Source organism: Flexithrix dorotheae DSM 6795 (genome assembly GCF_000379765.1).
GTDB classification, from domain to species: domain Bacteria; phylum Bacteroidota; class Bacteroidia; order Cytophagales; family Flammeovirgaceae; genus Flexithrix; species Flexithrix dorotheae.
On record NZ_KB903509.1, the window covers coordinates 210,805 to 235,684 of the forward strand.

Consider the following 24,880-nt stretch of genomic DNA (forward strand, 5'->3'; position numbering starts at 1 on the left):
ATTGGAATATTTCCAAATTGGATATTTGTTGGTTGATTATTGTAAAAGCTGGTCCGAAAAAATTCCTCCTATTAAAAATCCAAATTTGGAATAGAAGACTTTTGAGTCAAAAAATTAATTATTTCCAAATATAACAGATTAAAAAATCTTATGTTCTGCTAACCAGCCCTTAAAATTTCCCAAAAATTACATTGTATTTTATTTAAGGTTTAAGCACTTTTTTTAGAAAAAACCTTAGAAATACAACTGTAATCTTCAAATTATTAAAAATTTTCGATCAGGTCTTGTCCTATAAGGACTCTCAATTGTCCCCCGAAGTTGTAAGAAAAAGGTGATTTATATCATATTTCTTGTCATTTCTTCAAAAAATACAATTTCTTTCCAATAAAATATAAATCCTGAAAACTATTATTTTATACAATGTTGAAAAGTATAGAAATTAGCTAATCAGGTAACTTCTCTCCATTTAAGTTGCAAAACCTCAATTTTTCTAACAAAACCTTACATTGCATGCCGGATTTTCTGCTTCAAATTCTTTAATAACAAGGATATATTCGCTTTTAAGCCTGCTGGTCTTGCAATTATTGCGTTCAACCTTCCAATTCAAATAGACATTTAAAACCCACGAGATTTATTAGTTATTTTTTCCGTCTTTTTCTTCAATAATGACTTAAAGGAACCCCATAACTGAAAAACCCCAATTCAACCAAAATTTTGGAATGGGTTGGGGTTTCTGTCTATTAAACTAATCAACTAAATCACTTAATACGTTTTGGTCATATCAGAAGGAATTACGATAGTAAAATCGGCAAGCGATTTATTTTTTTCCTCCAGGGTATTAATGTCATTTTGTTCTACCGTAGAAATAGTGATGATTTTTAACTTCGGCTTGCTTTCCTTGAGATACCATCCTATACCCTCAAAATTATTAGAATGGTATGCCCCATTGTAATGAATAATGGTTTTCCCTTTTTTCCAATGTTTTAAAATGAAATGACTCATCGTAGCATCTTTAATAGCCTGAGCATAAGCAAAATTTTCAGGTTTCATGTCACCACCATGGCCGCCCATCATTTCAATCATCTTTTTATAGCCTGGCAGTTCCAAATCTGTTTTGATAGGTAAGGGTGCTATATAGGATTTTGCTTCCTTTTCAAGATGATCAAGTGCCTGTAATCCCTGTCTGGAAACAAGGCTCGCATACCTTCTTGGAATATTGGTAGCTACAAAATTTAATTGATTGGATTTGGCAAATTCAACCAGAGGCGCGTAATCTGTACCGTAATTATTCCAAATTTTTGCTTCCTTTTCAAAATGACTGGATTTGATAAGGTTTTGCAAATATTCATTTAATATCAATTGGTCATCTGCCTCAAACATTTCCGCACCCAAAATTAAATCTTCCTTTTTTGCAGCATATAAATCTTTTGTAACTTGCAGCTGAAGCCAGTGTGAGATGGGGTTGTTATGTAACTCTCCAAACAAAATCACATCCGCATCTGCCAATACATTGGTCATTGCACTAAAATTGGTAGGTTTTCCCTCCTTGTCATAAAGGAGATAGGCTGGCTTATCAGACAAAAAACTGGACATAAAAAAAATGATAAAGAGGCTATTAATAGTTTTTGGCATTTATTGATATTTTTGAATGAAATGACGGATACTTGTTTATTATTGACATCAAAATTATTACAATTAAAGAAAGATGATATAAAATGGGGAGGAAAAATAAAAAAAACAGAGAGGGAGTAGTTTATTCTACCAACCCTGATTTCGAATATAATTACGATGAGGTACCTGAGCAGGAAACCCTGCCTCCGAATCAACAAAAATTAAAAATAACCCTTGATAAAAAAGCCAGAGGGGGGAAACAGGTCACTTTAATTACCGGGTTCGCTGGAAGTGATGAAGATTTAAAAGCATTGGGTAAAAAGCTTAAATCCAAATGTGGTGTAGGAGGAAACACAAAAGATGGAGAAATTTTAATTCAGGGTGATTTTAGAGAGAAAATCAAGGATTTACTTACCGCTGACGACTATAAAGTTTCGTGAAAGACAAAATATTGAAATAAAAAAGATAAATAAGAATGATAAAAGTGTTGTTCGTTTGTTTAGGGAACATTTGCCGTTCTCCAATGGCAGAAGGTATTTTCCAACATTTGGTAGAAGAAAATGAACTTCAGGACCAGATCAGTTGTGATTCTGCAGGTATGATCAGTTTCCATCAGGGTGAGCTTCCTGACAAAAGGATGAGGAATACAGCCTCAAAAAATGGAATTACCCTTACCCATAGGAGCAGGCCTTTTACTGGAAAAGATTTTCAGGCATTTGATTACATCATTGCCATGGATAAAAAAAACCTGAAGGATATTCAAATATTGGAGGAAAAGGGAAAAGGACAAAAATACAAATTGATGATGATGAGGGATTTTGATAGAAATGAATCAGGAAGCGATGTGGAGGATCCTTATTATAAAAGTGATGTGGGTTTTGATAATTGCTATCAGGTTTTGATGGAATCTAACCAGAATTTCCTGAATTATCTGGTACTGGAACATGGATTAACACCAAAGAATTAATATCCTAATCAATTATTCCTGTTTATTGCTCATTAATATCTAACAAAAACCATAAAAATTGTAATATTTGGAGGTTGCTTTTGAAAATAAACTGTTACTTTTTACTTTATCGGTTTAAGAGCACGTGAATACTTTTTATTTTTGCCAGTATTTTTTGGGTTATCTTTTAGCTAAAATTTCAATGCCAGGAAGATTTTTTATACTTTTTTTCTTCACTAATTTATGCATAGCCACTTTTTCATTTCAGGAAAATGCTCTTGCCCAGAATAAAAAAACCATTAAAGTGATGATTGATCCGGGACATGGAGGAAAAGATCCCGGAAATGAAGCAAGCAAATCCAGTATGAAAAATGAAAAACATCTGAATCTGGAAATTGCTATGAAACTGGGAAAGTATATAGAAGAAAGAATTAAAGACACCAAAGTTATATATACCAGAACTACCGATAAGTTCGTAGGGTTGGATAATATTGTAGACCTTGCCAATAAAAATAAGGTAGATGTTTTTATAAGTATCCACTGTAATTCCAATCCTAACAGAGCCATTTACGGGACCCGGACTCACATCCATAGCAATTCTTTCGCTTCAAGTAAGAAACTGGCTTTATTAGTGGAAAATGAATTTAAGACAAGAGCCGGAAGAAAAAGCAGAGGAGTGATGGACGCCAGGGACAGAGGATACAACTTACAGGTTTTACAATACACAACAATGCCCGGAGTATTGGTAGAATGTGGATTTATGAGCAATCCCCCAGAAGAAAAATACCTGAATAGTACACATGGACAAGATTTGATTGCTTCAGCAATTTTCCGGGCATTTCGGCAATTTGTAGTAGAAGAAAATGATGCAGAAGACCGGACAACAGTTTATAAGGTTCAGATTATGGCGAGTAAAAAATCCGTAAACCTGAAACAGAAACAATTCCAGGATTTAGATATTAGAGTAGAAGAATATAAAATGCCTGGCAGCAATTATCAATATCGCTACATGGTTGGAAGGGAATACGATCAGAATATTGCACTTAAACTTGCCAAAAAGATAAGGGAACAGGGTTTTAAAGATGCCTTTGTGGTTACCATCACCGAAGAACAAGGGCAATATAAAACAAATAAAACCAGTCGGTAAAAGCCTTCCTTGTGGAATTCAAAATCAAGCATAACTTCTTAAAGTTTATGGTAGGTTTTTATTAACCATAATATTTTCAGACATTTGATTTCTGGTCATAAAAAGATTTTTGCTTTTAATTGACAATCATTATTTCATCTATTAAATATAGAAAATGGCAGTATTAAAATTTGATGATGTTCCCTATGAAGTAGTTCGAGAGGGATTAAAAAGAAAAATAGTCCACCTGGATAATTTAATGATGGTACTCATTGACTTTTCAGATGGTCCTTGGGAAGAACCTGAGCCTCCTCACTCCCACCCCCATGAGCAGACTGCTTATGTAGCAGAAGGAGAAGTAATTTTTTATTGCGAGGGAGAACCTGACCAACACCTAAAAGCAGGAGACATGTATTATGTCCCTTCAGGAAAAATGCATACTGTGAAATTGTTAACCAAAAACGTGAGGTTAATTGACAGTTTTAATCCAATAAGGGAGGACTTTTTGAAATAAAGATTTCTGGCTGGGATGCTCCACTTTAAACAGGAATCCCATACAAATCAAAATCGGTGGCTTTGGTAATTTTGATATTGGCAAAGTCACCGACCCTTAAATAGTTTTCCTTCGCATCTACCAAAACCTCATTATCTACTTCAGGAGAGTCAAATTCTGTTCGTCCAATAAAATGCCCCCCTTCCTTTCTATCGAATAAAACCTTTAATGTTTTCCCCACTTTTTCCTGATTTAGTTCCAGAGAAATATCTTGCTGAAGCGCCATCATTTCATTTGCTCTTTCTTCTTTTAGTTCTTCAGGAACATCATCTGCCATAGAGAAAGCATGTGTATTTTCCTCATGAGAATAAGTAAAAACGCCTAAGCGTTCAAATCTCATTTTCTCAATAAAACTCAACATTTCATGATGGTCGGCTTCAGTTTCTCCTGGATGGCCGGCAATCACGGTGGTTCTGATGGCAATTCCAGGCACTTTTTCACGCATTCGGTGAATCAATTCTTCCGTTTTTTCTCTGGTAATTCCCCTTCTCATGATCTTCAACATATTGGTTGAGCCATGTTGTAATGGAATATCAAGGTAATTGCAAATATTGGGTTTACTGGCTATTACAGAAAGTGCATCTTCAGGAAAACCAGCGGGAAAAGCATAATGAAGTCTTATCCAGTCTATGCCATCCACATCTGATAGGCGATCTAATAATTCAGCCAGATTCCTTTTTTTATATAAATCCAGACCGTAATAAGTCGAATCCTGGGCAATTAAAAGCAATTCCTTAGTACCGTTTTTAGCCAGATTCTTGGCTTCCGTTACCAATTCTTCCATCGGTCGGGATACATGTTTCCCCCTCATTAAAGGAATAGCACAGAAAGAACATGGACGATCACAACCCTCAGAAATTTTCATGTAGGCATAGTGATTGGCTGTAGTGGTGATTCTTTCCCCAACTAATTCATGCTTGTAATCGGCATTGAATTTTTTCAACAAAGCTGGCAATTCCATTGTCCCGAAAAAGGCATCCACTTCAGGAATTTCTTCCTCTAAATTATCTTTGTAGCGTTGAGAAAGGCAGCCGGTTACATATAATTTATCAATTTCCCCGTCTGTTTTGGCATCAGCATATCGCAAAATGGTATCAATAGATTCCTGCTTGGCATTGTCAATAAACCCACAAGTATTGATGATGATCACGTTCGCATCATCTTTTTTACTTTCATGACTCGCCTCAATTGCATTTCCCTTTAGTTGGGTAAGCATTACTTCCGAGTCCACCAGGTTTTTTGAACAACCCAGAGTGATGATATTGACTTTATCCTTTTTTAATTGCTTTGCTTTCACTGCCTTTCACTTTATGATTCAGGGCGCAAAGGTAGATTATTGGGAAATGAAAATGAAGATAAAGAGAATTAGTTTTTTATAATCAAAGTTCCTTTTGGTAAAAAGTGGATTTTTACTTTAACCGATTACTTTTGGTTACCACAAACCATTTATTCCATCTCAGTAAAAAGTAATTTAAATGAATTAAAACTATATTCTATCGAACACACTAAACTTTAATATAGCCAATTATTCAGGTAAACCAACGCTCGTGCCAAGGGCTATCCGCCCTTCAACCCGACTGACTTTTTTTTCATTACCAAAAATAAGTCAGCAAAAAAAGGCTAGTAAAAAAGATGCTTCCCCCCACAAGTCAACGCACCTCCCCGCCTTTTTTACAGACACCCCACCATACAAGAAAACAACTTATAAGACCATTATTTAGAATTGGGATTTTTTTTTGAATTGTGTTGTTAAAATAGACTTAAATAAAACATGTAGAAAAATAATCCTGCAGCAAAAAAGACTAATAAAACTACGCCTTCATTCCTTATTAATGGTTTTATTCCATTTTTATAGAGTTAAAATATTAATAGCCAATTGCTTTCAATATTAGTGTGGGAAATAGTCACAAGTACTGACAACTATTTTGCTAGTCCCTAGGGGGAAAAGAATGCAGGTACTATCACCACTTTTTCGGAAAACCTTTTTGAAAGCAGAGATTTTTTTGCCCTTTTTCATCGACTGGAAAAAGGGCGGAAAGCTTAATTATTATGCCGCTCTAGTCAATTTGCAAAAAATATTAAGTAGTGTAAATAATTTTCTACATCATTAGTAGTAAGCCTTTTGATCTTTTGGCTTGATCCAAAAGAACCAAAAGATCAAGGCGATGCACAAATAGCTATATTTAAGTCCATTGCGCTAAAATCTTCCAAACTCAATCAACTTTTACAAAGCTGATTGAGTTTGGAAGATTTCTTTACGCTTCATTCCCCTAAATGCTTCACGCTATTTGAGCAAGGCCAAAGGAGAACTAAATAATTAAAGAAGTATTAATTGGGTGAAAAAATTACAATTTCGTTCACAATTTCAAAAGCTCTAACTACAACCTCCCTGCACAGCTTTTTTCTTTTTTCGTTTGATGGGTAAAACAGGCTTTTTAGTGGTGGAATTGGAAAAAACGGCTGTTTTACCCGTGAAAAACTGGCTACTGGCAAGCCGTTTTTGGTATAAAATCAATTCAGTTTCCGGGGCAGTTACTGAGGGGTGTGGTGGATTAATTATGGTATTTTCCCATGCTTTAAAACCTCCAGCCAAAATATAATTATTTTTAAATCCCTTTCTTCTGGCCAATTCAAAAACTTCCCTTGCCCTCAATTCATCTGTAGAAATGAGGATATTTCTATTTGCATTCTGATCCAGATAGCCTATCCAGTTTTCTGAGAACAAACTATCGAAAGGAATGTTGATGGAATTGGGAATTGCACTTTGCTCATATGCTTTAACATCTCGAATATCAATAAGAAAATATGACGGATCTTTATTTATCAAGGATTCGGCAAGCTCATCGACATTAATAAATGAAGCTCCACTTCTTAATTCCCACTGGATTTCCTCTTCTGTTGGGACCAATGCGTTATTTACCTTGGAGGGAAACATCGCTGAAATTGCACCCAATGCGATCACCACTACTGACAATATAATTCGTGTGTTCATTTTTAATTTCTTTTAAACTTACAATTCTTTGGTAATATCATTTCTGGCAAATTTTTTCTCTGCCAATTCTCCTACCCAAAACATCAACACTGCCGCCACAATCACAAGAAATGCGAAAACCCCATCACTTAAATTCAGGTAAGTGGAAAGTTTTAAGTTGCCCAAATAATTTTTCAGGTAAAATCCTTCCCATAAAGAATAGGTTTCTCCAAACAACACAATGCCTAAAAAACTACCCAGTAGAAACCACCATGCATCCTTTTTCCCAATAGCTGCTGCACAAACACTGGTGCCCGGGCAAAATCCGCCAATAATAAAACCTGCCCCCATAATGATTCCTCCTATAATCGCTGAATTGATGTAATACTCATTTACATAGACTATACTCATATCAATCATCTCAAAATAATTGAGGAAGAGTAAGCCCAACATGGCGGTGATAGCTGCAGTAAAAAATACTTTTAGCACGGTGGTGTCATACCCATAAAACATGCCTGCCAATTTCCTGCTGGAGGAAAAACCAGCCTGTTCCAAAGCAAAACCAAATCCCAATCCTATCAAGAAAGCAATTAGGAAGTTTATCTCTGTTGAAATTTCATTTACAGGAATTATAGGTCCCATAATCTTCTATTTTAAGTAATATTTCAAAAATAACGGTATATTCTTTTGCCATAAAAGACTGATAGAGAGAATACTATTTCTCAGAAATAATAGCACAGGTGCTTAAATCCAGTTTTTTCTAAAAAAGTAGGCCAGCGCAAAGGCAGTCCCAAAAATGGCCACCATGGTGACAAATCCGGCAACAGATAAAGTAGCCATTCCACTAAGGGCCGCTCCACTGGTACATCCCCGGCCCAATTGCGAACCAAACCCGAAAAGTGCCCCACCTATTAAAGCCAGGTAAATTCTTTTTCTCGAACTGATATTCGGGGAATGTTCCGTAGTCAACTTTAGTCTTCCGGAAAAAGCCCCTGATAGCAAACCGCCCACAAAAACTCCAAGTACCTGAAAAACCAGCCAGGAATGCATTGGAGAGTTTTCACCAGAAAGATATTTACTATAAAAGCCAGAATTTTCCGCATGATCCGGACTAATTACAGCTACCGTTGTAACCACTGCGCTTTTCATGGCCCCACTTGCCCCAAGGCCTCGGCCTGTCAGATAAAAAGCTGCCAGTAAAACAAATCCCAGCAGAATTCCTGCTAAATAGGGATTCATATATTTGGAATGATGAGTTATATAATTTTGATGAGCCATGACTATAAAATTTAATAAAGATATCTACTAACCTGCCCAGCATTTACAATGATGAACCTTAACATCAGGCTGCCAAAAATGACTAAAATTGCAGGGATATATGAAGGTATTTTTTGACCTTTCATTTCCAGATATTCCAGCAAAGCAGGGACTATCATACCCAGAAAAACCACAAAAATCCAGAATGGAAGCGTATAGTCACCGCCAAGGAAAAGCTTAGCCGCATCTATTTGTACCTGAGTACTGGCCAAAAATCCCATGAACATATGAATGATGAAAAATAATTCAACCCCTATGATGATCAGGTCAATTTTCCTGAAAAGCTGTTTTTCAAAATTGTTTTTGCTAATTAAAAGGATAAAAGCTGCTCCGGCTGAAAGTCCAGAGGTAAGAAATAAGGGGCCTAAAATAGAGGTATTCCAAAGAGGTCTGGCATTAAATGCTGATAGTAAAATACCAGTATAAATACCCAAAATCACAGAAAAGAATACCATTATCCAGGCCAGGATTTTTCTTTTTCCAACTAAATAAGTTTCAAACCGACTAAGAGTTTTCTGCTTCCAATTCCATTTTGGAAATAATTCACTTAAATATGAAAAACACCAAAGTAAGGAAAGGGGAGTGATCACCAATAGCGTCCAGGCTCCCCATGACATAGGAGATTGTAACTTTATGGTGGTATACAATTGCCAGAAATACAGTTTATGATTCAAATCAAGGAAAAGTGCTCCTAATCCCGCTATTAAAAGAATTGGGGCAAGCAATGGTGCCCATTTAACCGTATTGGGCATTTCGTTTGCCTTTCCCCTCAAATAGTAAAAGGAAGCAAAAAATAAAATTCCTGCAGCCAATCCTCCTACAAATAGATAAAATGGAATTTCCCAATGCCAGATGGCCAACTCCGGGTCAATCCTGGGATTCATTCTTCCGCTTATAATTAATTCCTCTTTCATTTTTTCAAGTTTCAAATCAAATCAGAAAATAAAGATGTGGGTCAGTTCCGGCTTCAGGAATAAGGGTTTTATGCTTTCTTTCCTTTAGTTTGATGGAAACCTCACTATTGGGATCATCCAAATCCCCAAAATACATGCAATTGGTTGGGCAAACTTCTACACATGCCGGTCGTTGACCTTTCCTTACCCGCTGGATACAAAATGTACATTTATCGACAAAACCCTCAGGGTGTACATACCTGGCATCATAGGGGCAGGAAGCAATACATGCCCCACAGCCAATACATTTATCCGGATCAACCAACACAATTCCCCCATCTGCATAAAAACTGGACCCTGTAGGACAGCATCTCACACAAGGTGCATTTCCACACTGGTTGCACCTTTCTGAGCGAATTTCCAATTCCAATTTTGGGTAAGTACCGCTTGTAGCTTCCACTACCCAGTCCCTGCAAAACCCTTCCGGGACTTTATTTTCAATCTGGCAGGCTACTACGCAATCACTGCAACCCACACATTTCCTTGTATCTATGGCCATTGCATATCTCATAATGTTTCCTCCTCTTTCTCTGGTTTTTCAGTTAAAAATGTCACAAAATTTCCTCTCATTCCTGTTCCTCCCATAATGGGGTCCATCATCACATTGGTGATCAATTGAGTATCACTTGCTCCCTTCCCATTGGCTCTGGAAAGCCTTTGTTCTTTATGGCCAAACCCATGAACCATATAGACCGAATCCCATCTGATTCTTTCAGTTATCCTTATCTTAATGGGGAAGTAACTTACTTTTCCAGCCTGATTTTTAAGCCATACTTCCTGCCCGTTTTTTAACTTCCATAGCCTGGCAACTTTTGGATTTACCCAAAGATAATTTTCTGGCATAAGGGCATGGAGATTTGGATTATTGGAAGTCCGGCTGAAAGTATGCATTGGGGCTCTTCCGTAATTCAACCTGTAAAACTCCTCTTCAGGCTCTGGATGAAGTGTATATTTTGGTAGAGGATCAAATCCTTCTGCTTGTAATTCTGTGGAGAATAGTTCAATTTTCCCCGTATTGGTGTTAAACTCAATTTCCTGCCCACGGATAAAATATAAATCGTCAAATTCCCGCTTCAGTTTTTTCACCCCGAGCTTCTGCATCTCCTTTAAAGAAGATCCTACTTTTTTCAATTGCCAGTCCAGCATTTCTTCTATATTTTTCCATCCGAAGTAGGCGCCCAGCCCCATTTTTTCTGCCAGTTTTTTGGCAATCCACCAGTCTGGCTTAGAATTATATTTCGGTTGGGTGGCCGGCATTCTCAAAGCCAGATAGGGCTCCCGATGGGGAGAGTTCCTAATGGCATCATACCTTTCCAGATAAGTACATTCCGGTAAAACCACATCTGCATATCCGGTAATTTCCATGGGCATGGTATCTATAACCACTAATAACTCCAGATTTTGAATAGCCTCTAAAGTTTGTTGCTGGTAAGGTAATGTGTGAACCAGGTTAGTACCATTTACTATCCAGCCTTTTATTGCACTATCCCTTTCGGCAGAAGGAATAGAAGCCTCACAAACACCTGTTGACAAGACTTCATAGGCCATATTATACTGTTCGGGAAATGCATCTTTCCAGGTTTTCCTAGGTTTTGGAAATGGAGGATGCGGAAATTCTGGTAAAGCTATTTTTTCAGGGTTATAGAATCCACCTCTCCTGCCCCAAGACCCCAAAATTGCATTTAAAATAGCCACAGCTCTCAACCTTTGCGTATCATCTCCATACCAGGTCACATGTCTTCCCGGATGGATAATTACTGCAGGAGCAGCATTTGCCATTTCTTTTGCCGTTTCCCGAATCGTTTGAGGTTCTATTGTGGTAATCCCATATGCCCATTCCGGTGAATATTGCTGGACATGTGCCTTCAATTCTTCAAATCCAAAACAATATTTTTCAACATATTCCTCATCATACCAACCTTCACTGATAATCACATGTATCCAGGCTAATAATAATGCTAAATCAGTTGCTGGTTTTATTGGCAACCAGTGTTTTGATTTACTGGCAGCAGTGGAAAATCTTGGGTCAACTGTAATTATGGCAGCTCCATTGTCAATAGCCTGAGACATTTCCTGTACCTGTCCATTATGCATATTTTCCCCAAGGTGGGAGCCAATTAACACCAGGCATTTTGTATCCCTTATATCAGTCCTTTCTGGTGATAAAACCAGTTCACCAAAAGTGCTTAAAAAAGCCACTTCTCTGGGTCCCCGGCATTGAGCAAATGAAGGAGCAGTAATATTATTTGAACCATAGGCTTTCAAAAAATGACCTAAAAATTTCCCCCCCGATCCATGGGTAAACAAAGCCACAGATTCAGGTCCATACTTTTCTTTTATTAAATTCAGCTTGTTGGCAATGTAGGTAAAGGCTTCTTCCCATGAAGCAGGTTCATAAACCTGTTTCCCGTTTTTTATCCTTCGAATTAAAGGAGTTTTCAGACGGTCTTCATCATAATACATTCCTACTCCCCCGGTTCCTCTGGGGCATAACCTGCCATTACAATGTGGATCAGCTTTATGGCCTTCTACCTTCCAGATTTCCCCGTTTTCATCAGTAGTTACCCATCCGGCACACTTCCAGAAACAAACTTCACAATAGGTTGGTGTTTGCTTAAATTGAAATGATTTGGGAATGGCTTCATTGATTATTTTACCAGAGGCCCAGTGCACAGCAGTTCCTGCTACAGCCGCTCCTCCAATTCCAAGTGAGGATATTTTAATGAAATTTCTTCTGGAATTTCTCATGGTGTGGGATAATTAAACTTTTATATAAAGTTGCAATTAATCACTCATGAATAAAATGATATATGTCAATATTTTCATATGATAATAAGATAGAATACACTTACTTTAAAGTTATAATTAGTAATTTAAAATTTATCGCGTATTATTTTGCCCTAGAAGACTGATAGAGAGATTACTATTTCCTGGGGATTATAGTACCCGATGTGGAGTACCCGGTGTGGAGCACTGGAGCTTAAACCAAATCATTTCTTCTATGGATTTTGAAAAAGGGAAAATCAATTTAGAGCAAAATTTCCAAATAGCGCTGCTATTCAAAAATTTTCTTTTTTCCTAAGAAGCCAAAACTGGACGTTTTCGCTTGAAAACCTAAATTTTAAACAAGCTCTTAGAATAAAGACAGGAATTAGATTAATTACAAATGCCATCCTTTCCTCAAAAAGTACTACTGCAATTGGCCTCGATATATTTTGCCACAGAATCCGGAGAATTGATAATTGTATAAAAAGATTCAATGTAATCTAATGAAGCTTTCTTTTGTGCTTCATCAAGATAGGGGAAAGACCTATATAAGGCCAGGATGGAATTCTTTTTGTCATTAAAAAGGTTAAATACAGCTTTGTATTCCGATTCATTTCTGCAAAAACCCATAAACTTTCTATCCCGAATACTTTTCATTCCAAAGTTGTGGTACTGATTAGCATATGGGGCATTTACCATTCCAGAAAGGTCAAAATCGTAAGGGATAGCGGTAGTATCCCCTGACTGGTCCACCATCACTTTCATGTTATGATCAGGCAAAAACCAATCAGTATTGCCTATCATAAACTGAAAGGTAGAAAGTAAAGTAGAGTGATTATAATCAGGATTTTCATCACCTTCCATAAATATTTCTTCAGAAAGTACACTTTCATTCCTTATGGCCATTTTTTCATCATTTTCTATCAAAAAAGCATAGGAAGTAAAATCAGGAATGTCCCCTGAAGTATCTTCATATTTCACTTGAAGTAATTGAACTTTAAAGCTTTTGGGAGTAAGTTGTTCATAAATTTTATAAACCAGATACTCCTGAAATAAATATTGCGGGTTTTCACTATTTTCATTAATACAATGCGTAACCACCTTCAATTTTTTTGTGCCTTCAAATAAAGTGGAGTCCTCCTCAGATTTAGGGAATTTCAACGAAAATGGCGGGAAATTACAGATATATTCAGAGCTTCTAAAATTACCTCTGGTCTTTATTTCACCATTTAAAGAAATTGTTTTTCCCTCCTTTTCGTAAATCAGAGTAACCGGATGGTCACTTCTCTCCATTTGAATATCCTTTGAAACTGAATCAATATCAAACTTTAAAGTCACGGGAAATATCGTATTACCCTCAAAAAGTTTGGAGGGGAAATCTTTAAATTCCTCATTCTCTATTAAAATGGCATTTTTGTTTTGATCTCCAGGGGAGGTATTACAAGAAGCGATAAAAAAAACAGCAAGTAGCTTAAAAAAAATTCTTTTCATTTTAGCAAAAGCCAATTTTTTATAAATATTTTTAAAATCAAAAGGAATGCAATTGATATTTTGTCATATTGGAATTCCCGGTTTTCTGAAACCAGAATGCATTATCTCCCAAACTAAAAAACCTGACTAATGAAAAAAAATAAATCAGTTAAAAACTCAACAAAAAAGAAAAACAATAAACCGAAAGTAGCCTATTTCTGTATGGAATATGGTTTGGATACCTCTCTGAGAACATATGCAGGGGGCTTGGGAATTCTGGCTGGCGACTACTTAAAAGGGGCAAAAGACCATAAATTTCCGATTGTGGGAATTGGTATAAAATGGAAACAGGGATATACCGACCAATTGATTGATAAAAAGGGACAACCTTACGATTCTTACCACAATTACAAATATGATTGTTTTGAAGAAACGGGTGTCAAAGTTTCTGTGGACATTAGGAATGTTAAGGTTTTTTGTAAGGTTTGGAAGGTGACCAAATTCGGAAATGCTCCAATTTACATGCTCGATACTGACATTCCCGAAAACAGTGACAGCTGGATCACAGGCCAATTGTATGGCTGGTTTGGAGAAGAAAGAATTGCCCAGGAAATGGTTTTGGGTATTGGTGGTGTCAGGGCATTAAGAAAATTGGGAATCCGGCCGGATGTTTACCACTTCAATGAAGGACACGCCTTATTTGCCGGTTTTGAATTGATCGGGGAGAAAATGGAAAAAGGACTTACCCTGAAGGAAGCAAAAGAAGCTACCAAAAAGCAGGTAGTTTTCACTACACACACTCCGGTAATTCAGGGAAATGAATCTCATCCAATCGACAAACTGATGTATATGGGAGCCAACCTGAATTTTACTGCAAAGCAATTGGAAAAGCTGGGAGGATCCCCCTTCAACATGACTGTTGGTGCTTTAAGGCTTTCTAAAAAATCGAATGCGGTAGCGGCATTACACAACAAAACTGCCAACAAAATGTGGAAAGATGTTAAAAACAGGTCGGAGATTGTCGGAATCACCAATTGTATCCATTTACCTACCTGGGTGGATTCAAAAATGATAGAAAGTGTGGATGATTCAGAAAAACTCTGGAATAATCATCAGGAAAACAAGAAAAACCTGATTGCCTTTGTAAAAGAAAGAACAGGAGTCACTTTAAAAGAAAATGTATTACTCATTGGCTTCTCAAGAAGAGCTGTACCCTATAAAAGAAGCAATCTGATTTTTTCCAACAAAGAAATAATTGAACCGCTGTTAAAAGAAAATAAACTTCAACTTATTTTTTCAGGAAAGGCTCATCCGCTTGATGATACCGGGAAGGCCATTGTTGCCAATCTGGTGGAAATGTCGGAGAAGTATAAAGGTGCAGTGGTTTTCCTTGAAAATTATGATATGACCATTGGGGCCCATCTCACCAGAGGTTCAGATGTGTGGCTAAATAATCCCAGAAGGCCTTTGGAAGCCAGCGGAACTTCAGGAATGAAAGCAGCCATGAACGGTGTGCTTAATTTCAGTATTCTGGATGGATGGTGGCCCGAAGCTTGTGAGCACGGAAAAAATGGATGGCAATTTGGGGATGGCTTTGAAAGTGAAAACGAGAAAAAACAGGACAAACATGACTTGAAGGCTTTGTATAAGACACTGCTCGATGAGGTTATTCCTACTTACTATGACAATAGGAAAAAATGGGTAAAAATGATGAAAAGGAGCATCCTGAGTACAAAAGATGAGTTTGCAGTGAAAAGAATGTTAAAGGAGTATTATAAAAAATTATATCTGGCTTAAGGAAAATAAAATTCACAAAAAAGGCTCTGAAATTTCTTCCTGAGCCTTTTTTGTTATTAGGATCAATTTTAATGTTTAGCAAAAAGTTTTTCCTTATGTTTTTTCAGTTGTCTTCGTAGCGATTCTACAGCAGCATCGGTAGCAGCCTCAAACGAACCTGCCTGTTCCTTGGAAAATAAAGTGTTCCCGGGCAAATTAATTTTTACTTCAGCCACCTTGTTGTCCTTTTTATGCTCTCCTTTATCAATTCTTAAAAATACCTCTCCATCCAAGATTCTATCATAAAATGTTTCCAATTTATCCACCTTCTTTTGAATGAAGTCCAACAGCTTTTGATCAGCTGTAAAGTGTACCGAATGCATCTGAAGTTTCATACAATTTTAATTTTAAGTGTTAAAAAACTATTTAAAGAACCTGTACTTATTAAATAGCGAGAATTAAAATCTCAAAATCAAACCGTACAGGCAAAATGAGTGATGTTTATTTATCACTTTCTAACTAATAAAATCATTCTAAATCTATAAAATGATTTTTTTTTTCTCATACCTATTCGGTATTGCTGGTTAGTTCAGCCAAAATATAAAAATAATTTTATTTCTACTTTTTGCCTCTCTTTCCAGTAATTCTTTGTTGTTAAATTAACGAATTTCCATTTCTTTTTTATGACGAGTATCCATAATTTTAGTTGAATTAAATCAGATTTTTTTCAGGCCTTAGGGTGAGCCTGTTCAAAAATTTTCTTTATTCTTTCAATAGAATTATGCGTGTATATTTGGGTAGCAGCCAAATTTGCATGTCCTAAAAGATCCTTAATGGCATTAAGATCAGCCCCGTTATTCAGCAGATGGGTGGCAAAAGTATGCCGCAATGTATGGGGACTTTTTTTACCTGAAGTGGTATACAAACTCAGGTAATTATTCACAATTTTATAAATCATGGATGGATAAGCCTTTTTCCCTTTATCCGTAGTAATTAAAAAATTATCCTGGGACAATTCGTTTGTTTTTATGTAGTTTTCTAATAATTCCAGTAGTTTATCATTAATCGGAATCATCCGCTCCTTATTTCTTTTACCCAACACCTTCAACACCCTGGTATTCAGATTAATACCTTCCACTTTCAAGTTTATCAGTTCCGATAACCTGATTCCGGTCCCGTAAAACAATTCAATCACCAGTTTTTCTTTCATACTATAATTTTGTCCCTCCGGAAAGCCCGTTTCAAAAACGCCTTCCATCTCAGTTTCTTTCACAAAATTGGGCAGTTTCTTCGAATACTTCAAAGACTGAAGTTTCCTGGTAGGCAAATCTTCTATTACGCCTTTTTTAAGTAAAAACTTATAAAAAGTATTGATAGTGGCTATTTTCCTATTGACTGACCTTGGTGAGATTTCATCCGCAATAAGTTGAATGACCCAGCTCCTGATCATCTCATAATCCATAGTTTCCAGCACTACTGTTTCTGTTCCTAGAGGAAATTGACTCAGACAAAACTCATGAAACTGCTCTAAATCTTTTTTATAAGATTTAATGGTATGCGGACTGCTTCTTTTTTCGTACTGAAGATAATTAAGGAAGGATTGAATCATTAATAATTTTGTTCTATTTGGTTAGATGTTTCCAAACCAATTGAATTTGGAAATAGTTAAAAAAAATCCAGTCTGGAATAGTCATTTTATTGAAACTAATTACAATAAATCCACCAATTTAGCCCATTCTGAAAAGTGACAGACATTTTTTCAAACGCAACACTAAAGCTAATATGAAAAAAAATCCGGACAATTTTTTAAAATAAATTTTCTCTTAATCCCTAAAATAATTTCTTTAAAATCAACTATACTTTTCAATTGGTATCCAGTACAGGTTTAAAATTTGATAATTTGGTAGCTTATCAAGCCAATTATTATCGCTGTGGTCCAACATTTTGGTGGAACCGAAATTTAAACTAGCCCCAACTAAATTAAAAAAAAATAAGGATATTCCCATAAAAAATCCGGTCAGCTCGTAGAATTATCTCAACAAAATTTTTATTCAGTTTTTTGATATCAACAAGGTTTTATCCTAACTTAAATTAAATCATCTGAATTATTAGTATTCTTCAAATAAATTTTAAAATTTGTCATCCTAATTAGTGATTAAATAATTTTTTGCAGGATTTTTTAAACTTCTCCAAAAACAAACGTTTCACTTAAAGCAAATCCGAATATAAACGATATTATTATACCCGCATAAGCAAATTCAGGTTTTGTTTTATTTTTTATTAAATATTAGCTTTGTGGGATTACCAGTAATTATTACCAAATGGACAAATATTCTTTTATAGCAAATGCTCACGGTAGTTATATCGATGAGATGTACAAATCTTACAAGGAAAATCCTGATTCCGTTGATACTTCATGGCAAAGATTTTTTGAGGGGTTTGAGTTTTCGCAGGCAAATTATGGGCAAAATGGAGAAGAGGCTGCCGGAGGAGTGGTTGACCAATCTCAGGCACACAAGGAGATTGCTGTAAACGAATTAATTGAGGCCTATCGACTTAGAGGACACCTGGAATCAAAAACCAATCCGGTAAGGGAAAGACTTAACCGAAAAGCCCTTCTGGAAATAGAGCACTTTGGATTATCCGAAAGTGATTTAAAAACTGTATTTCAATCGGGAAAGAAAATAGGAATTGGTCCTGCTACACTTGAAGATATTATTAAAAAGTTAAGGACAATTTACTGTGGTAAAATTGGTTTTGAGTTTTCTTCAATTCGGGAACCAGAGATTCACGAGTGGTTCAGACAAAAAGTGGAAGAAGAATTTCCAAAATTCACCCTCACCAGTGATGAAAAGAAACGTGTGCTTGAAAAACTGAATGAGGCCGTAGTTTTTGAAAATTTTCTGCACACCAAATATGTGGGACAGAAAAGGTTTTCTCTTGAGGGAGGAGAATCTACAATCCCAGCTTTGGATGCAATCATTAATCATGGTTCGGAATTAGGCATACAAGAGGTAGTGATGGGTATGGCCCATAGAGGAAGACTGAATATTCTTACCAATATAGTGAGAAAAACCTACGAAGAAGTATTCAACGAATTCGAAGGTGCAGCACTTCCGGATGAAACTATGGGAGACGGGGATGTTAAATACCATTTAGGTTTCTCCTCACAAATTAATACGCTCAATGGCAAAGAAGTAACGGTGAACCTGTTACCTAATCCATCTCACCTTGAGGCCGTGAATACCGTAGTTTTGGGTAATGTAAGAGCCAAAGCAGATAAAATTTACAATAATGACCCAAAGAAAATTCTCCCAATTCTTATTCATGGAGATGCGGCACTTGCTGGACAGGGTATTGTATATGAAACTGCTCAAATGTCTAACCTGAAAGGATATAAAGTTGGAGGAACCATCCATTTTGTTATTAATAACCAGGTAGGATTTACCACTGATTTTACAGACGCAAGATCAAGTATTTACAGTACGGATATTTCCCAAATTATTGAGGCTCCTGAGATTCATGTCAATGGAGATGATCCTGAAGCTGTAGTATTTGCGGTAAAACTGGCAGTGGAATTCAGACAAAAATATCAGAAAGATATCATGGTTGATATGGTATGCTACAGAAGGCATGGCCATAATGAAAGTGATGAACCAAAGTTCACCCAACCAAAATTATATAATATCATTTCCAAGCATCCAAACCCACGGGAGGTTTATAGCAAGCAACTTACCCAAAGAGGGGATTTTGATGCGAAGATCGCCAAAACCCTGGAAAAGGAATTTAAAAAGTTACTTAATGACCGACTCAAAGATGTAAAACAAAATCCCCTTCCTTACAGGGAGCAGCCCTTTGAGAAAAGATGGAATGAAATGAGAAAGTCAACACCGGAAGATTTTGACCAGTCTCCGGAAACTTCTATTCCATTGGAATCTGCATTGAAAATTGCCGATGCCCTTACCTCCTACCCTAAAGATTTCAAGCCGCTTAAGCAGATTGAAAAACTGATGAAGGAGCGAAAGAACATGTTCTTCGAATCAAAAATGTTGAACTGGGCAGCTGCTGAAGCCTTGGCCTATGGTTCTATTTTGCTGGAGAACAAAATTGTGAGGCTTACCGGGCAGGATGTGGAAAGAGGTACATTTTCCCACAGGCATTCTATCCTGAATGATGCTGAAACCAATGAAAGACATTGTAATTTATGCAATATCGACCCGGGAAATCAGGCTCCATTCATGATTTACAACTCTTTACTCTCAGAATATGGTGTATTAGGTTTTGAGTTTGGTTATTCAATGGCAAATCCAAATGCACTTGTGATTTGGGAAGCTCAATTCGGTGATTTTGCCAATGGTGCCCAAATCACCATCGACCAATTTATTACCAGCTGCGAATCCAAGTGGAATAGAATGAGTGGGTTGGTATTGCTACTTCCTCATGGATATGAAGGTCAGGGACCAGAGCACTCTAATGCCCGACCGGAAAGATTTCTTCAGCTCGCTGCTGAATATAATATAATCGTAGCGAACATTACCACTCCAGCCAACTTCTTCCATTTAATGAGAAGACAGGTTACCTGGCCATTCAGAAAACCATGTGTGGTGATGAGTCCAAAGTCTCTTTTAAGAAATCCTAAAGCGGTTTCCCCAATTGATGATTTTACTTCGGGGAACTTCAAAGAAATTATTGAGGATGATTATGCCAAGCCTTATAATAAAGTAGAGAAAGTTTTGATGTGTTCGGGAAAAATCTACTATGATTTACTTGAAAAACAGCAACAAGACAAAAGAAAAGATGTAGCCATCATAAGATTAGAGCAAATTCATCCTTTCCCTGAAAAACAAGTGGAGGCAGCACTGAGCAAATATAAAAATATGACTAAACTGGTCTGGGTACAGGAAGAACCTGTAAACATGGGTTATTGGACATTCCTGCTCAGAACTTATTACAAAAGAAAAGATTTGGAATTAGTGGCCAGAAAGCCAAGTGCTTCTCCTGCTACAGGATTCTCAAAATTACATAATGAAGAACAACAAAAAATTGTAATGGCGGCTTTCAACCGATAAAAATTAGCAATAATGTTATTCTTACATAAAAAAAGACAAAATATCTTCTCCTAATTATTTAATTAAAAAGATTCAAGAATTATCATGAGTGTAGATGTTAATGTGCCCACGGTGGGTGAATCAATTACCGAAGTAACCATAGGTCAATGGAATAAAAGTGATGGGGATTTTGTAGAGGTAGACGAAGTGTTATGTGAATTAGAATCAGATAAAGCAACTTTCGAGTTAACTGCTGAAACATCAGGAATTCTTAAAATCATAGCTCAGGAAGGAGATACCATAGCTGTAGGTGAAAAGATTTGTGAAATTGAACCTAAAGAAGGAGAAAGTACGGGTAGTGAAAATACAGCCAGTGAGAGTACATCTGGAGAAGCTGTTTCTACAGGCGAAATAGAAGAAATGAAAGTTCCTGCAGTGGGTGAATCAATTACCGAAGTAACCATTGCCAGCTGGACGAAGCAGGAAGGAGAATATGTAGAGGAAGAAGAAATTATTTGTGAAATCGAATCTGATAAAGCTACTTTTGAATTGGCTGCTGAAAAATCAGGCATACTTCAAATCGTAGCTCAGGAAGGAGAAACACTTAATATTGGAGATCTTATTTGCAAGATTGAAGTGACCACCGGTGGTGGACCTTCCGAAAGTACCTCCTCAAAAACAGAGGTGAAGAAAGAAACAGCTTCAACATCAAACTCAGGAAATGGTCAATATTCAGAAGGTCATCCTTCTCCAGCTGCATCTAAAATTTTAGCGGAAAAAGGTATATCTCCAACTGAAGTAAAAGGAACTGGTGTTGGAGGAAGAATTACCAAAGAAGATGCTGGGAAAGCTCAAAAAACAGCACCAAAGTCAGCACCTGCTGAAAATAATGCTCCGGTTTCATCTGATCCAAGAAATTCCAGAAGAGAAAAAATGACCAGTCTGAGAAAAACAATTTCCAAAAGATTGGTTTCTGTGAAGAATGAAACTGCTATGTTAACTACATTCAATGAAGTTGACATGAAGCCAATCATGGATATCCGTAAAAAATACAAAGAACCATTTAAAGATAAGCATGGTGTGGGACTTGGGTTTATGTCTTTTTTCACTAAAGCCTGTTGTATGGCACTTCAGGAATGGCCAGCAGTAAATGCCCAGATAGATGGTGATGAATTGGTATATAATGATTTCTGTGATGTTTCTATTGCAGTTTCAGCGCCAAAAGGACTTGTAGTTCCTGTAATTAGAAATGCTGAGGCCATGAGTTTTGATGAAATTGAAGGGGAGATAATCAGATTAGCGACTAAAGCCCGGGAAAATAAATTGACCATTCCTGAAATGACTGGTGGTACTTTTACCATCACCAATGGTGGGGTATTTGGGTCAATGCTTTCCACTCCTATTATCAATGCTCCACAATCTGCTATTTTAGGCATGCACAACATTGTTCAACGACCTGTAGCCATTGACGGACAAGTGGAAATAAGGCCAATGATGTATGTAGCACTTTCTTACGACCATAGAATTATCGATGGAAGGGAATCTGTTAGTTTCCTTGTAAGGGTGAAGCAATTACTGGAAGATCCAATTAGATTAATGCTTTCAGTTTAGTCCAAGATATCAAACCATCTGTTTTCCAAAAAGCAGATGGTAATTTTTATATAGTAAAAATTAAATCAAAATCACCCCTGTATTTAAATTAAAAACCTGATACAGAAAGCATTATCTAAAGAATAATAACAAGGGTGTTAAAATTTTTGTAAAATCAACATTCATAAAAAATACAAATAAAATGAAGTATGATGTAGCGGTAATAGGTTCCGGTCCTGGTGGGTATGTAGCAGCCATCAGATGCGCACAACTGGGATTTAAAACCGCCATAATTGAAAAATACAACACTTTAGGGGGTACTTGTCTTAACGTAGGTTGTATTCCTTCAAAAGCCTTATTGGATTCTTCTGAACACTACCATAATGCAGCCCATACTTTTACCCAGCATGGAATTGACATAAAAGGGTTGAAAGTAAATCTTGATCAAATGATTAAGAGAAAAAATGAGGTGGTGGATCAAACCTGTTCTGGTATTGATTTTCTCATGAAGAAAAATAAAATTGATGTTTTTACCGGAATGGGTTCTTTCGTGGATAAAAACACAGTAAAAATAACCAAAAATGATGGTTCCACTGAGGAAATTAAAACGGACAAAACCATTATTGCCACAGGCTCTAAGCCTATTCTACTTCCTTTCATTGAATTCGATAAAAAAAGGGTAATTACTTCAACTGAAGCTCTAAACCTGAAAGAAGTACCCAAACACATGGTTGTGATTGGTGGTGGAGTAATCGGTCTGGAACTGGGATCAGTTTATGCCAGAATGGGTACCAAAATTACAGTAATTGAATTTTTGGACGGGTTAATTCCAACTATGGACAAAACCCTGGGAAAAGAGCTTCAGAAATCACTGAAAAAGCTTGGATTTGAATTCCATTTTCAAACCAAAGTTACCAGTGTGAAAGTGAAAGGAAAAACGGTTTCAGTGGAAGCTGAAAACAAAAAAGGGGAAAAACTGGAGTTTAGCCCGGATTATTGTTTGGTTTCAATTGGAAGGAAAGCCTATACCGATGGTTTGGGTCTTGAAAATGTGGGAATTAAAACCGATGACAGGGGAAGAGTAGAAGTAGACGAGCATCTTAAAACCAATGTGGATGGCATTTACGCTATTGGTGATGTGGTAAAAGGTGCAATGTTGGCACACAAAGCAGAAGAAGAAGGAACTTTTGTAGCTGAACACTTAGCCGGTCAAAAGCCACATATAAATTATAATTTAATTCCAGGTGTGGTTTATACATGGCCAGAAGTGGCCGGAGTAGGTTTCACAGAGGAACAACTCAAGGAAAAAGGCATAAAATATAAGGCCGGATCATTCCCGATGAAGGCCTTGGGAAGAGCAAGAGCCAGTATGGATACGGAAGGTTTAATTAAAGTATTGGCCGATGCTGAAACAGATGAGATATTAGGTGTCCATATGATCGGAGCAAGAGCTGCTGACATGATTGCAGAAGCAGTAGTTGCGATGGAGTATCGGGCTTCAGCAGAAGATATTTCTAGAATGTCTCATGCCCACCCAACTTACACTGAGGCCATAAAAGAGGCTTGTTTAGCCGCTACAGAAAATCGGCCCATTCATATGTAAGAGATTATTTTCATTAATTTAAAAGAGGGTTGCTTTCAAAAGCAACCCTCTTTTTTTATGCATTTTCAAAAAATATTTACATTTATTAATAATCAAAGCACAAAACTTGCGTAGAAACGTTGGAAATGATGTAAAACAAACATTCCTTATCAATGAACAAAGTAATTAAGGCAACTTCAGCAGCAAAGGCAATATATGGATTTGTAGAGGTTTCAACTGATAGTTGGCTAAATTATGCCTATGCACTGCTGACAATCGCAGGAGCAGATGATGAATTGGCTGAGGCAGAAATGAATTGGATTTTGGATGATTTTGCTGGCATGCTTAATGTGCCGGAAGATTTCATTGAAGAAATAAAAAAGTTTGATTATAAAGCCGCTAACCTTGAGGAGATTATTAAAAAGATTTCATTCAATGTTCAGATAAATTATAAAAGGGCATTGTTATATGATGCTATAAAAATGTCAAGTGCAGACAATGATTATTCCGAGGACGAGAAAAATGCAGTCAGACGATCAGCAGAATTTTTAGATGTACCAATTTATCTGGCCAAAACACTTGAAGGTCTTGTAAACACTGAAAAATCAATTGAAGCCACCAGAAGATCAATTTTTGAGCTTGACGACTTCAAACTGGAAAACCTAAGGGCATCCATTGAAGGTTTAAAGCCTACAACCAACTTTGTAAGAAATACTTATGGTATAGGTGTAACTTCCGATGAAATACAATTAAATTATGGTTATGCACTAATGTTTATAGCAGGGGCTGATAATCATATTTCAGAAAAAGAAATTAACTGGTATAAAAATGAAATTGCCACATTATCGAAAGTACCAGAATATATTGTCGAAAAAGTTATCAATGTAGATTTTAAGGAATTAAATATAGGAGAAATCATTAATAACTTCCCCCGAAATATCTCCAGTAGTTTTGCCAAAAGTTTATTATATAACTCTATAAAGATGGCCAGGGCCGATGACGATTACCCACAAGCAGAAAAAAATGCGGTATTACAAACGGCTGAACTATTAAATATTCAGGAAAATATTGCCAATACCATGAATTATTTAATTGATGCAGAGGAAAAAGTAGAAAAAATGCGAAAAACATTGTTTGAAATCCCTGAAAATTAAAATATTGTATTTACCCA

20 protein-coding genes are annotated in these 24,880 nt (G+C 36.6%); 9 read left to right on the plus strand and 11 right to left on the minus strand.

Features of this window, described 5'->3' with window-relative positions; all coding sequences use genetic code 11:
* Positions 1-762: 762 nt before the first annotated feature.
* Positions 763-1,632, minus strand: a complete 870-nt coding sequence (locus tag A3EM_RS0138570) for a ChaN family lipoprotein (protein WP_044241058.1) — start codon at positions 1,630-1,632, stop codon at positions 763-765.
* 83 nt (positions 1,633-1,715) lie between these two features.
* On the opposite strand from A3EM_RS0138570, the gene A3EM_RS0138575 reads away from it, so the two are divergent.
* The 4 genes from A3EM_RS0138575 (at position 1,716) to A3EM_RS0138590 (ending at position 4,197) form a co-directional block, all read left to right on the plus strand.
* Positions 1,716-2,051 (plus strand): translation initiation factor, encoded by a 336-nt coding sequence (locus A3EM_RS0138575; RefSeq protein ID WP_020533591.1) that lies wholly within the window; start codon positions 1,716-1,718, stop codon positions 2,049-2,051.
* A 35-nt stretch (positions 2,052-2,086) separates the two neighbouring features.
* Complete coding sequence (locus A3EM_RS0138580; RefSeq protein WP_026210856.1) at positions 2,087-2,578, plus strand: low molecular weight protein-tyrosine-phosphatase; 492 nt, start codon at positions 2,087-2,089, stop codon at positions 2,576-2,578.
* 181 nt (positions 2,579-2,759) lie between these two features.
* The gene (locus A3EM_RS46775) at positions 2,760-3,704 is read left to right on the plus strand and encodes an N-acetylmuramoyl-L-alanine amidase (protein WP_020533593.1); all 945 of its coding nucleotides are present in this window, start codon (positions 2,760-2,762) and stop codon (positions 3,702-3,704) included.
* Between the two features lie 154 nt (positions 3,705-3,858).
* Positions 3,859-4,197 (plus strand): cupin domain-containing protein, encoded by a 339-nt coding sequence (locus tag A3EM_RS0138590; protein ID WP_020533594.1) that lies wholly within the window; start codon positions 3,859-3,861, stop codon positions 4,195-4,197.
* A 25-nt stretch (positions 4,198-4,222) separates the two neighbouring features.
* On the opposite strand, the gene rimO is transcribed toward A3EM_RS0138590, so the two are convergent.
* The 8 genes from rimO to A3EM_RS0138645 form a co-directional block, all read right to left on the minus strand.
* Entirely contained in the window at positions 4,223-5,533 is a 1,311-nt protein-coding gene (rimO, locus tag A3EM_RS0138595) for a 30S ribosomal protein S12 methylthiotransferase RimO (protein ID WP_020533595.1), read from the minus strand.
* Between the two features lie 1,077 nt (positions 5,534-6,610).
* Positions 6,611-7,228, minus strand: coding sequence for a rhodanese-like domain-containing protein (locus A3EM_RS0138610; RefSeq protein ID WP_083925384.1), 618 nt, complete (start codon positions 7,226-7,228; stop codon positions 6,611-6,613).
* Between the two features lie 18 nt (positions 7,229-7,246).
* Positions 7,247-7,849: a YeeE/YedE thiosulfate transporter family protein gene (locus A3EM_RS0138615; RefSeq protein ID WP_020533599.1), complete on the minus strand. Its 603-nt coding sequence runs from the start codon at positions 7,847-7,849 to the stop codon at positions 7,247-7,249.
* A gap of 102 nt (positions 7,850-7,951) precedes the next feature.
* Complete coding sequence (locus A3EM_RS0138620) at positions 7,952-8,485, minus strand: YeeE/YedE thiosulfate transporter family protein (protein WP_020533600.1); 534 nt, start codon at positions 8,483-8,485, stop codon at positions 7,952-7,954.
* Positions 8,486-8,496: 11 nt separating this feature from the next.
* The gene (gene nrfD, locus A3EM_RS0138625; RefSeq protein WP_020533601.1) at positions 8,497-9,438 is read right to left on the minus strand and encodes an NrfD/PsrC family molybdoenzyme membrane anchor subunit; all 942 of its coding nucleotides are present in this window, start codon (positions 9,436-9,438) and stop codon (positions 8,497-8,499) included.
* 16 nt (positions 9,439-9,454) lie between these two features.
* A complete protein-coding gene (locus tag A3EM_RS0138630) occupies positions 9,455-9,988 on the minus strand; it encodes a 4Fe-4S dicluster domain-containing protein (protein WP_020533602.1) in 534 nt (177 codons plus the stop codon).
* Positions 9,985-12,225 carry a molybdopterin-containing oxidoreductase family protein gene (locus A3EM_RS0138635; protein WP_020533603.1) on the minus strand — a complete coding sequence of 747 codons (2,241 nt, stop codon included), beginning with the start codon at positions 12,223-12,225 and terminating at the stop codon, positions 9,985-9,987. Before A3EM_RS0138635 ends, A3EM_RS0138630 begins: the two co-directional genes overlap by 4 nt.
* A gap of 432 nt (positions 12,226-12,657) precedes the next feature.
* The gene (locus A3EM_RS0138645; RefSeq protein ID WP_020533604.1) at positions 12,658-13,734 is read right to left on the minus strand and encodes a hypothetical protein; all 1,077 of its coding nucleotides are present in this window, start codon (positions 13,732-13,734) and stop codon (positions 12,658-12,660) included.
* A 129-nt stretch (positions 13,735-13,863) separates the two neighbouring features.
* Here A3EM_RS0138645 and glgP point away from each other — a divergent pair, with 129 nt between their 5' ends.
* Positions 13,864-15,510, plus strand: coding sequence for an alpha-glucan family phosphorylase (gene glgP / locus A3EM_RS0138650; RefSeq protein ID WP_020533605.1), 1,647 nt, complete (start codon positions 13,864-13,866; stop codon positions 15,508-15,510).
* 68 nt (positions 15,511-15,578) lie between these two features.
* Here the strand turns inward: glgP and hpf are convergent, their stop codons facing one another.
* Together hpf and A3EM_RS0138660 are read right to left on the minus strand one after the other, a co-directional pair.
* Positions 15,579-15,884, minus strand: coding sequence for a ribosome hibernation-promoting factor, HPF/YfiA family (gene hpf, locus A3EM_RS0138655; RefSeq protein WP_020533606.1), 306 nt, complete (start codon positions 15,882-15,884; stop codon positions 15,579-15,581).
* 332 nt (positions 15,885-16,216) lie between these two features.
* Positions 16,217-17,098 (minus strand): tyrosine-type recombinase/integrase, encoded by an 882-nt coding sequence (locus A3EM_RS0138660; RefSeq protein ID WP_020533607.1) that lies wholly within the window; start codon positions 17,096-17,098, stop codon positions 16,217-16,219.
* Positions 17,099-17,810: 712 nt separating this feature from the next.
* Here A3EM_RS0138660 and A3EM_RS0138675 point away from each other — a divergent pair.
* The 4 genes from A3EM_RS0138675 to A3EM_RS0138690 all read left to right on the plus strand — a co-directional run bounded on the left by A3EM_RS0138675 (position 17,811) and on the right by A3EM_RS0138690 (position 24,863).
* A complete protein-coding gene (locus A3EM_RS0138675) occupies positions 17,811-20,558 on the plus strand; it encodes a 2-oxoglutarate dehydrogenase E1 component (protein ID WP_026210859.1) in 2,748 nt (915 codons plus the stop codon).
* A gap of 84 nt (positions 20,559-20,642) precedes the next feature.
* Positions 20,643-22,148 carry a 2-oxoglutarate dehydrogenase complex dihydrolipoyllysine-residue succinyltransferase gene (odhB, locus tag A3EM_RS0138680; protein WP_020533611.1) on the plus strand — a complete coding sequence of 502 codons (1,506 nt, stop codon included), beginning with the start codon at positions 20,643-20,645 and terminating at the stop codon, positions 22,146-22,148.
* A gap of 181 nt (positions 22,149-22,329) precedes the next feature.
* Positions 22,330-23,730, plus strand: a complete 1,401-nt coding sequence (gene lpdA, locus A3EM_RS0138685) for a dihydrolipoyl dehydrogenase (RefSeq protein WP_020533612.1) — start codon at positions 22,330-22,332, stop codon at positions 23,728-23,730.
* Positions 23,731-23,882: 152 nt separating this feature from the next.
* On the plus strand, positions 23,883-24,863 hold the full coding sequence (locus A3EM_RS0138690; RefSeq protein WP_020533613.1) for a TerB family tellurite resistance protein: 981 nt from the start codon (positions 23,883-23,885) through the stop codon (positions 24,861-24,863).
* Positions 24,864-24,880 lie beyond the last annotated feature (17 nt).

Excerpts from the sequence above, each read along its gene's own strand:
- lpdA (WP_020533612.1), top strand. The coding sequence starts at position 22,330 with ATGAAGTATGATGTAGCGGTAATAGGTTCCGGTCCTGGTGGGTATGTA.
- A3EM_RS0138610 (WP_083925384.1), bottom strand. The coding sequence starts at position 7,228 with ATGAACACACGAATTATATTGTCAGTAGTGGTGATCGCATTGGGTGCA.
- A3EM_RS0138690 (WP_020533613.1), top strand. The coding sequence starts at position 23,883 with ATGAACAAAGTAATTAAGGCAACTTCAGCAGCAAAGGCAATATATGGA.
- A3EM_RS0138660 (WP_020533607.1), bottom strand. The coding sequence starts at position 17,098 with ATGATTCAATCCTTCCTTAATTATCTTCAGTACGAAAAAAGAAGCAGT.
- A3EM_RS0138590 (WP_020533594.1), top strand. The coding sequence starts at position 3,859 with ATGGCAGTATTAAAATTTGATGATGTTCCCTATGAAGTAGTTCGAGAG.
- odhB (WP_020533611.1), top strand. The coding sequence starts at position 20,643 with ATGAGTGTAGATGTTAATGTGCCCACGGTGGGTGAATCAATTACCGAA.
- nrfD (WP_020533601.1), bottom strand. The coding sequence starts at position 9,438 with ATGAAAGAGGAATTAATTATAAGCGGAAGAATGAATCCCAGGATTGAC.
- glgP (WP_020533605.1), top strand. The coding sequence starts at position 13,864 with ATGAAAAAAAATAAATCAGTTAAAAACTCAACAAAAAAGAAAAACAAT.
- A3EM_RS0138615 (WP_020533599.1), bottom strand. The coding sequence starts at position 7,849 with ATGGGACCTATAATTCCTGTAAATGAAATTTCAACAGAGATAAACTTC.
- A3EM_RS0138570 (WP_044241058.1), bottom strand. The coding sequence starts at position 1,632 with ATGCCAAAAACTATTAATAGCCTCTTTATCATTTTTTTTATGTCCAGT.
- A3EM_RS46775 (WP_020533593.1), top strand. The coding sequence starts at position 2,760 with ATGCCAGGAAGATTTTTTATACTTTTTTTCTTCACTAATTTATGCATA.
- A3EM_RS0138675 (WP_026210859.1), top strand. The coding sequence starts at position 17,811 with ATGGACAAATATTCTTTTATAGCAAATGCTCACGGTAGTTATATCGAT.
- A3EM_RS0138575 (WP_020533591.1), top strand. The coding sequence starts at position 1,716 with ATGGGGAGGAAAAATAAAAAAAACAGAGAGGGAGTAGTTTATTCTACC.
- A3EM_RS0138645 (WP_020533604.1), bottom strand. The coding sequence starts at position 13,734 with ATGAAAAGAATTTTTTTTAAGCTACTTGCTGTTTTTTTTATCGCTTCT.
- hpf (WP_020533606.1), bottom strand. The coding sequence starts at position 15,884 with ATGAAACTTCAGATGCATTCGGTACACTTTACAGCTGATCAAAAGCTG.
- A3EM_RS0138580 (WP_026210856.1), top strand. The coding sequence starts at position 2,087 with ATGATAAAAGTGTTGTTCGTTTGTTTAGGGAACATTTGCCGTTCTCCA.
- A3EM_RS0138620 (WP_020533600.1), bottom strand. The coding sequence starts at position 8,485 with ATGGCTCATCAAAATTATATAACTCATCATTCCAAATATATGAATCCC.
- A3EM_RS0138635 (WP_020533603.1), bottom strand. The coding sequence starts at position 12,225 with ATGAGAAATTCCAGAAGAAATTTCATTAAAATATCCTCACTTGGAATT.
- A3EM_RS0138630 (WP_020533602.1), bottom strand. The coding sequence starts at position 9,988 with ATGAGATATGCAATGGCCATAGATACAAGGAAATGTGTGGGTTGCAGT.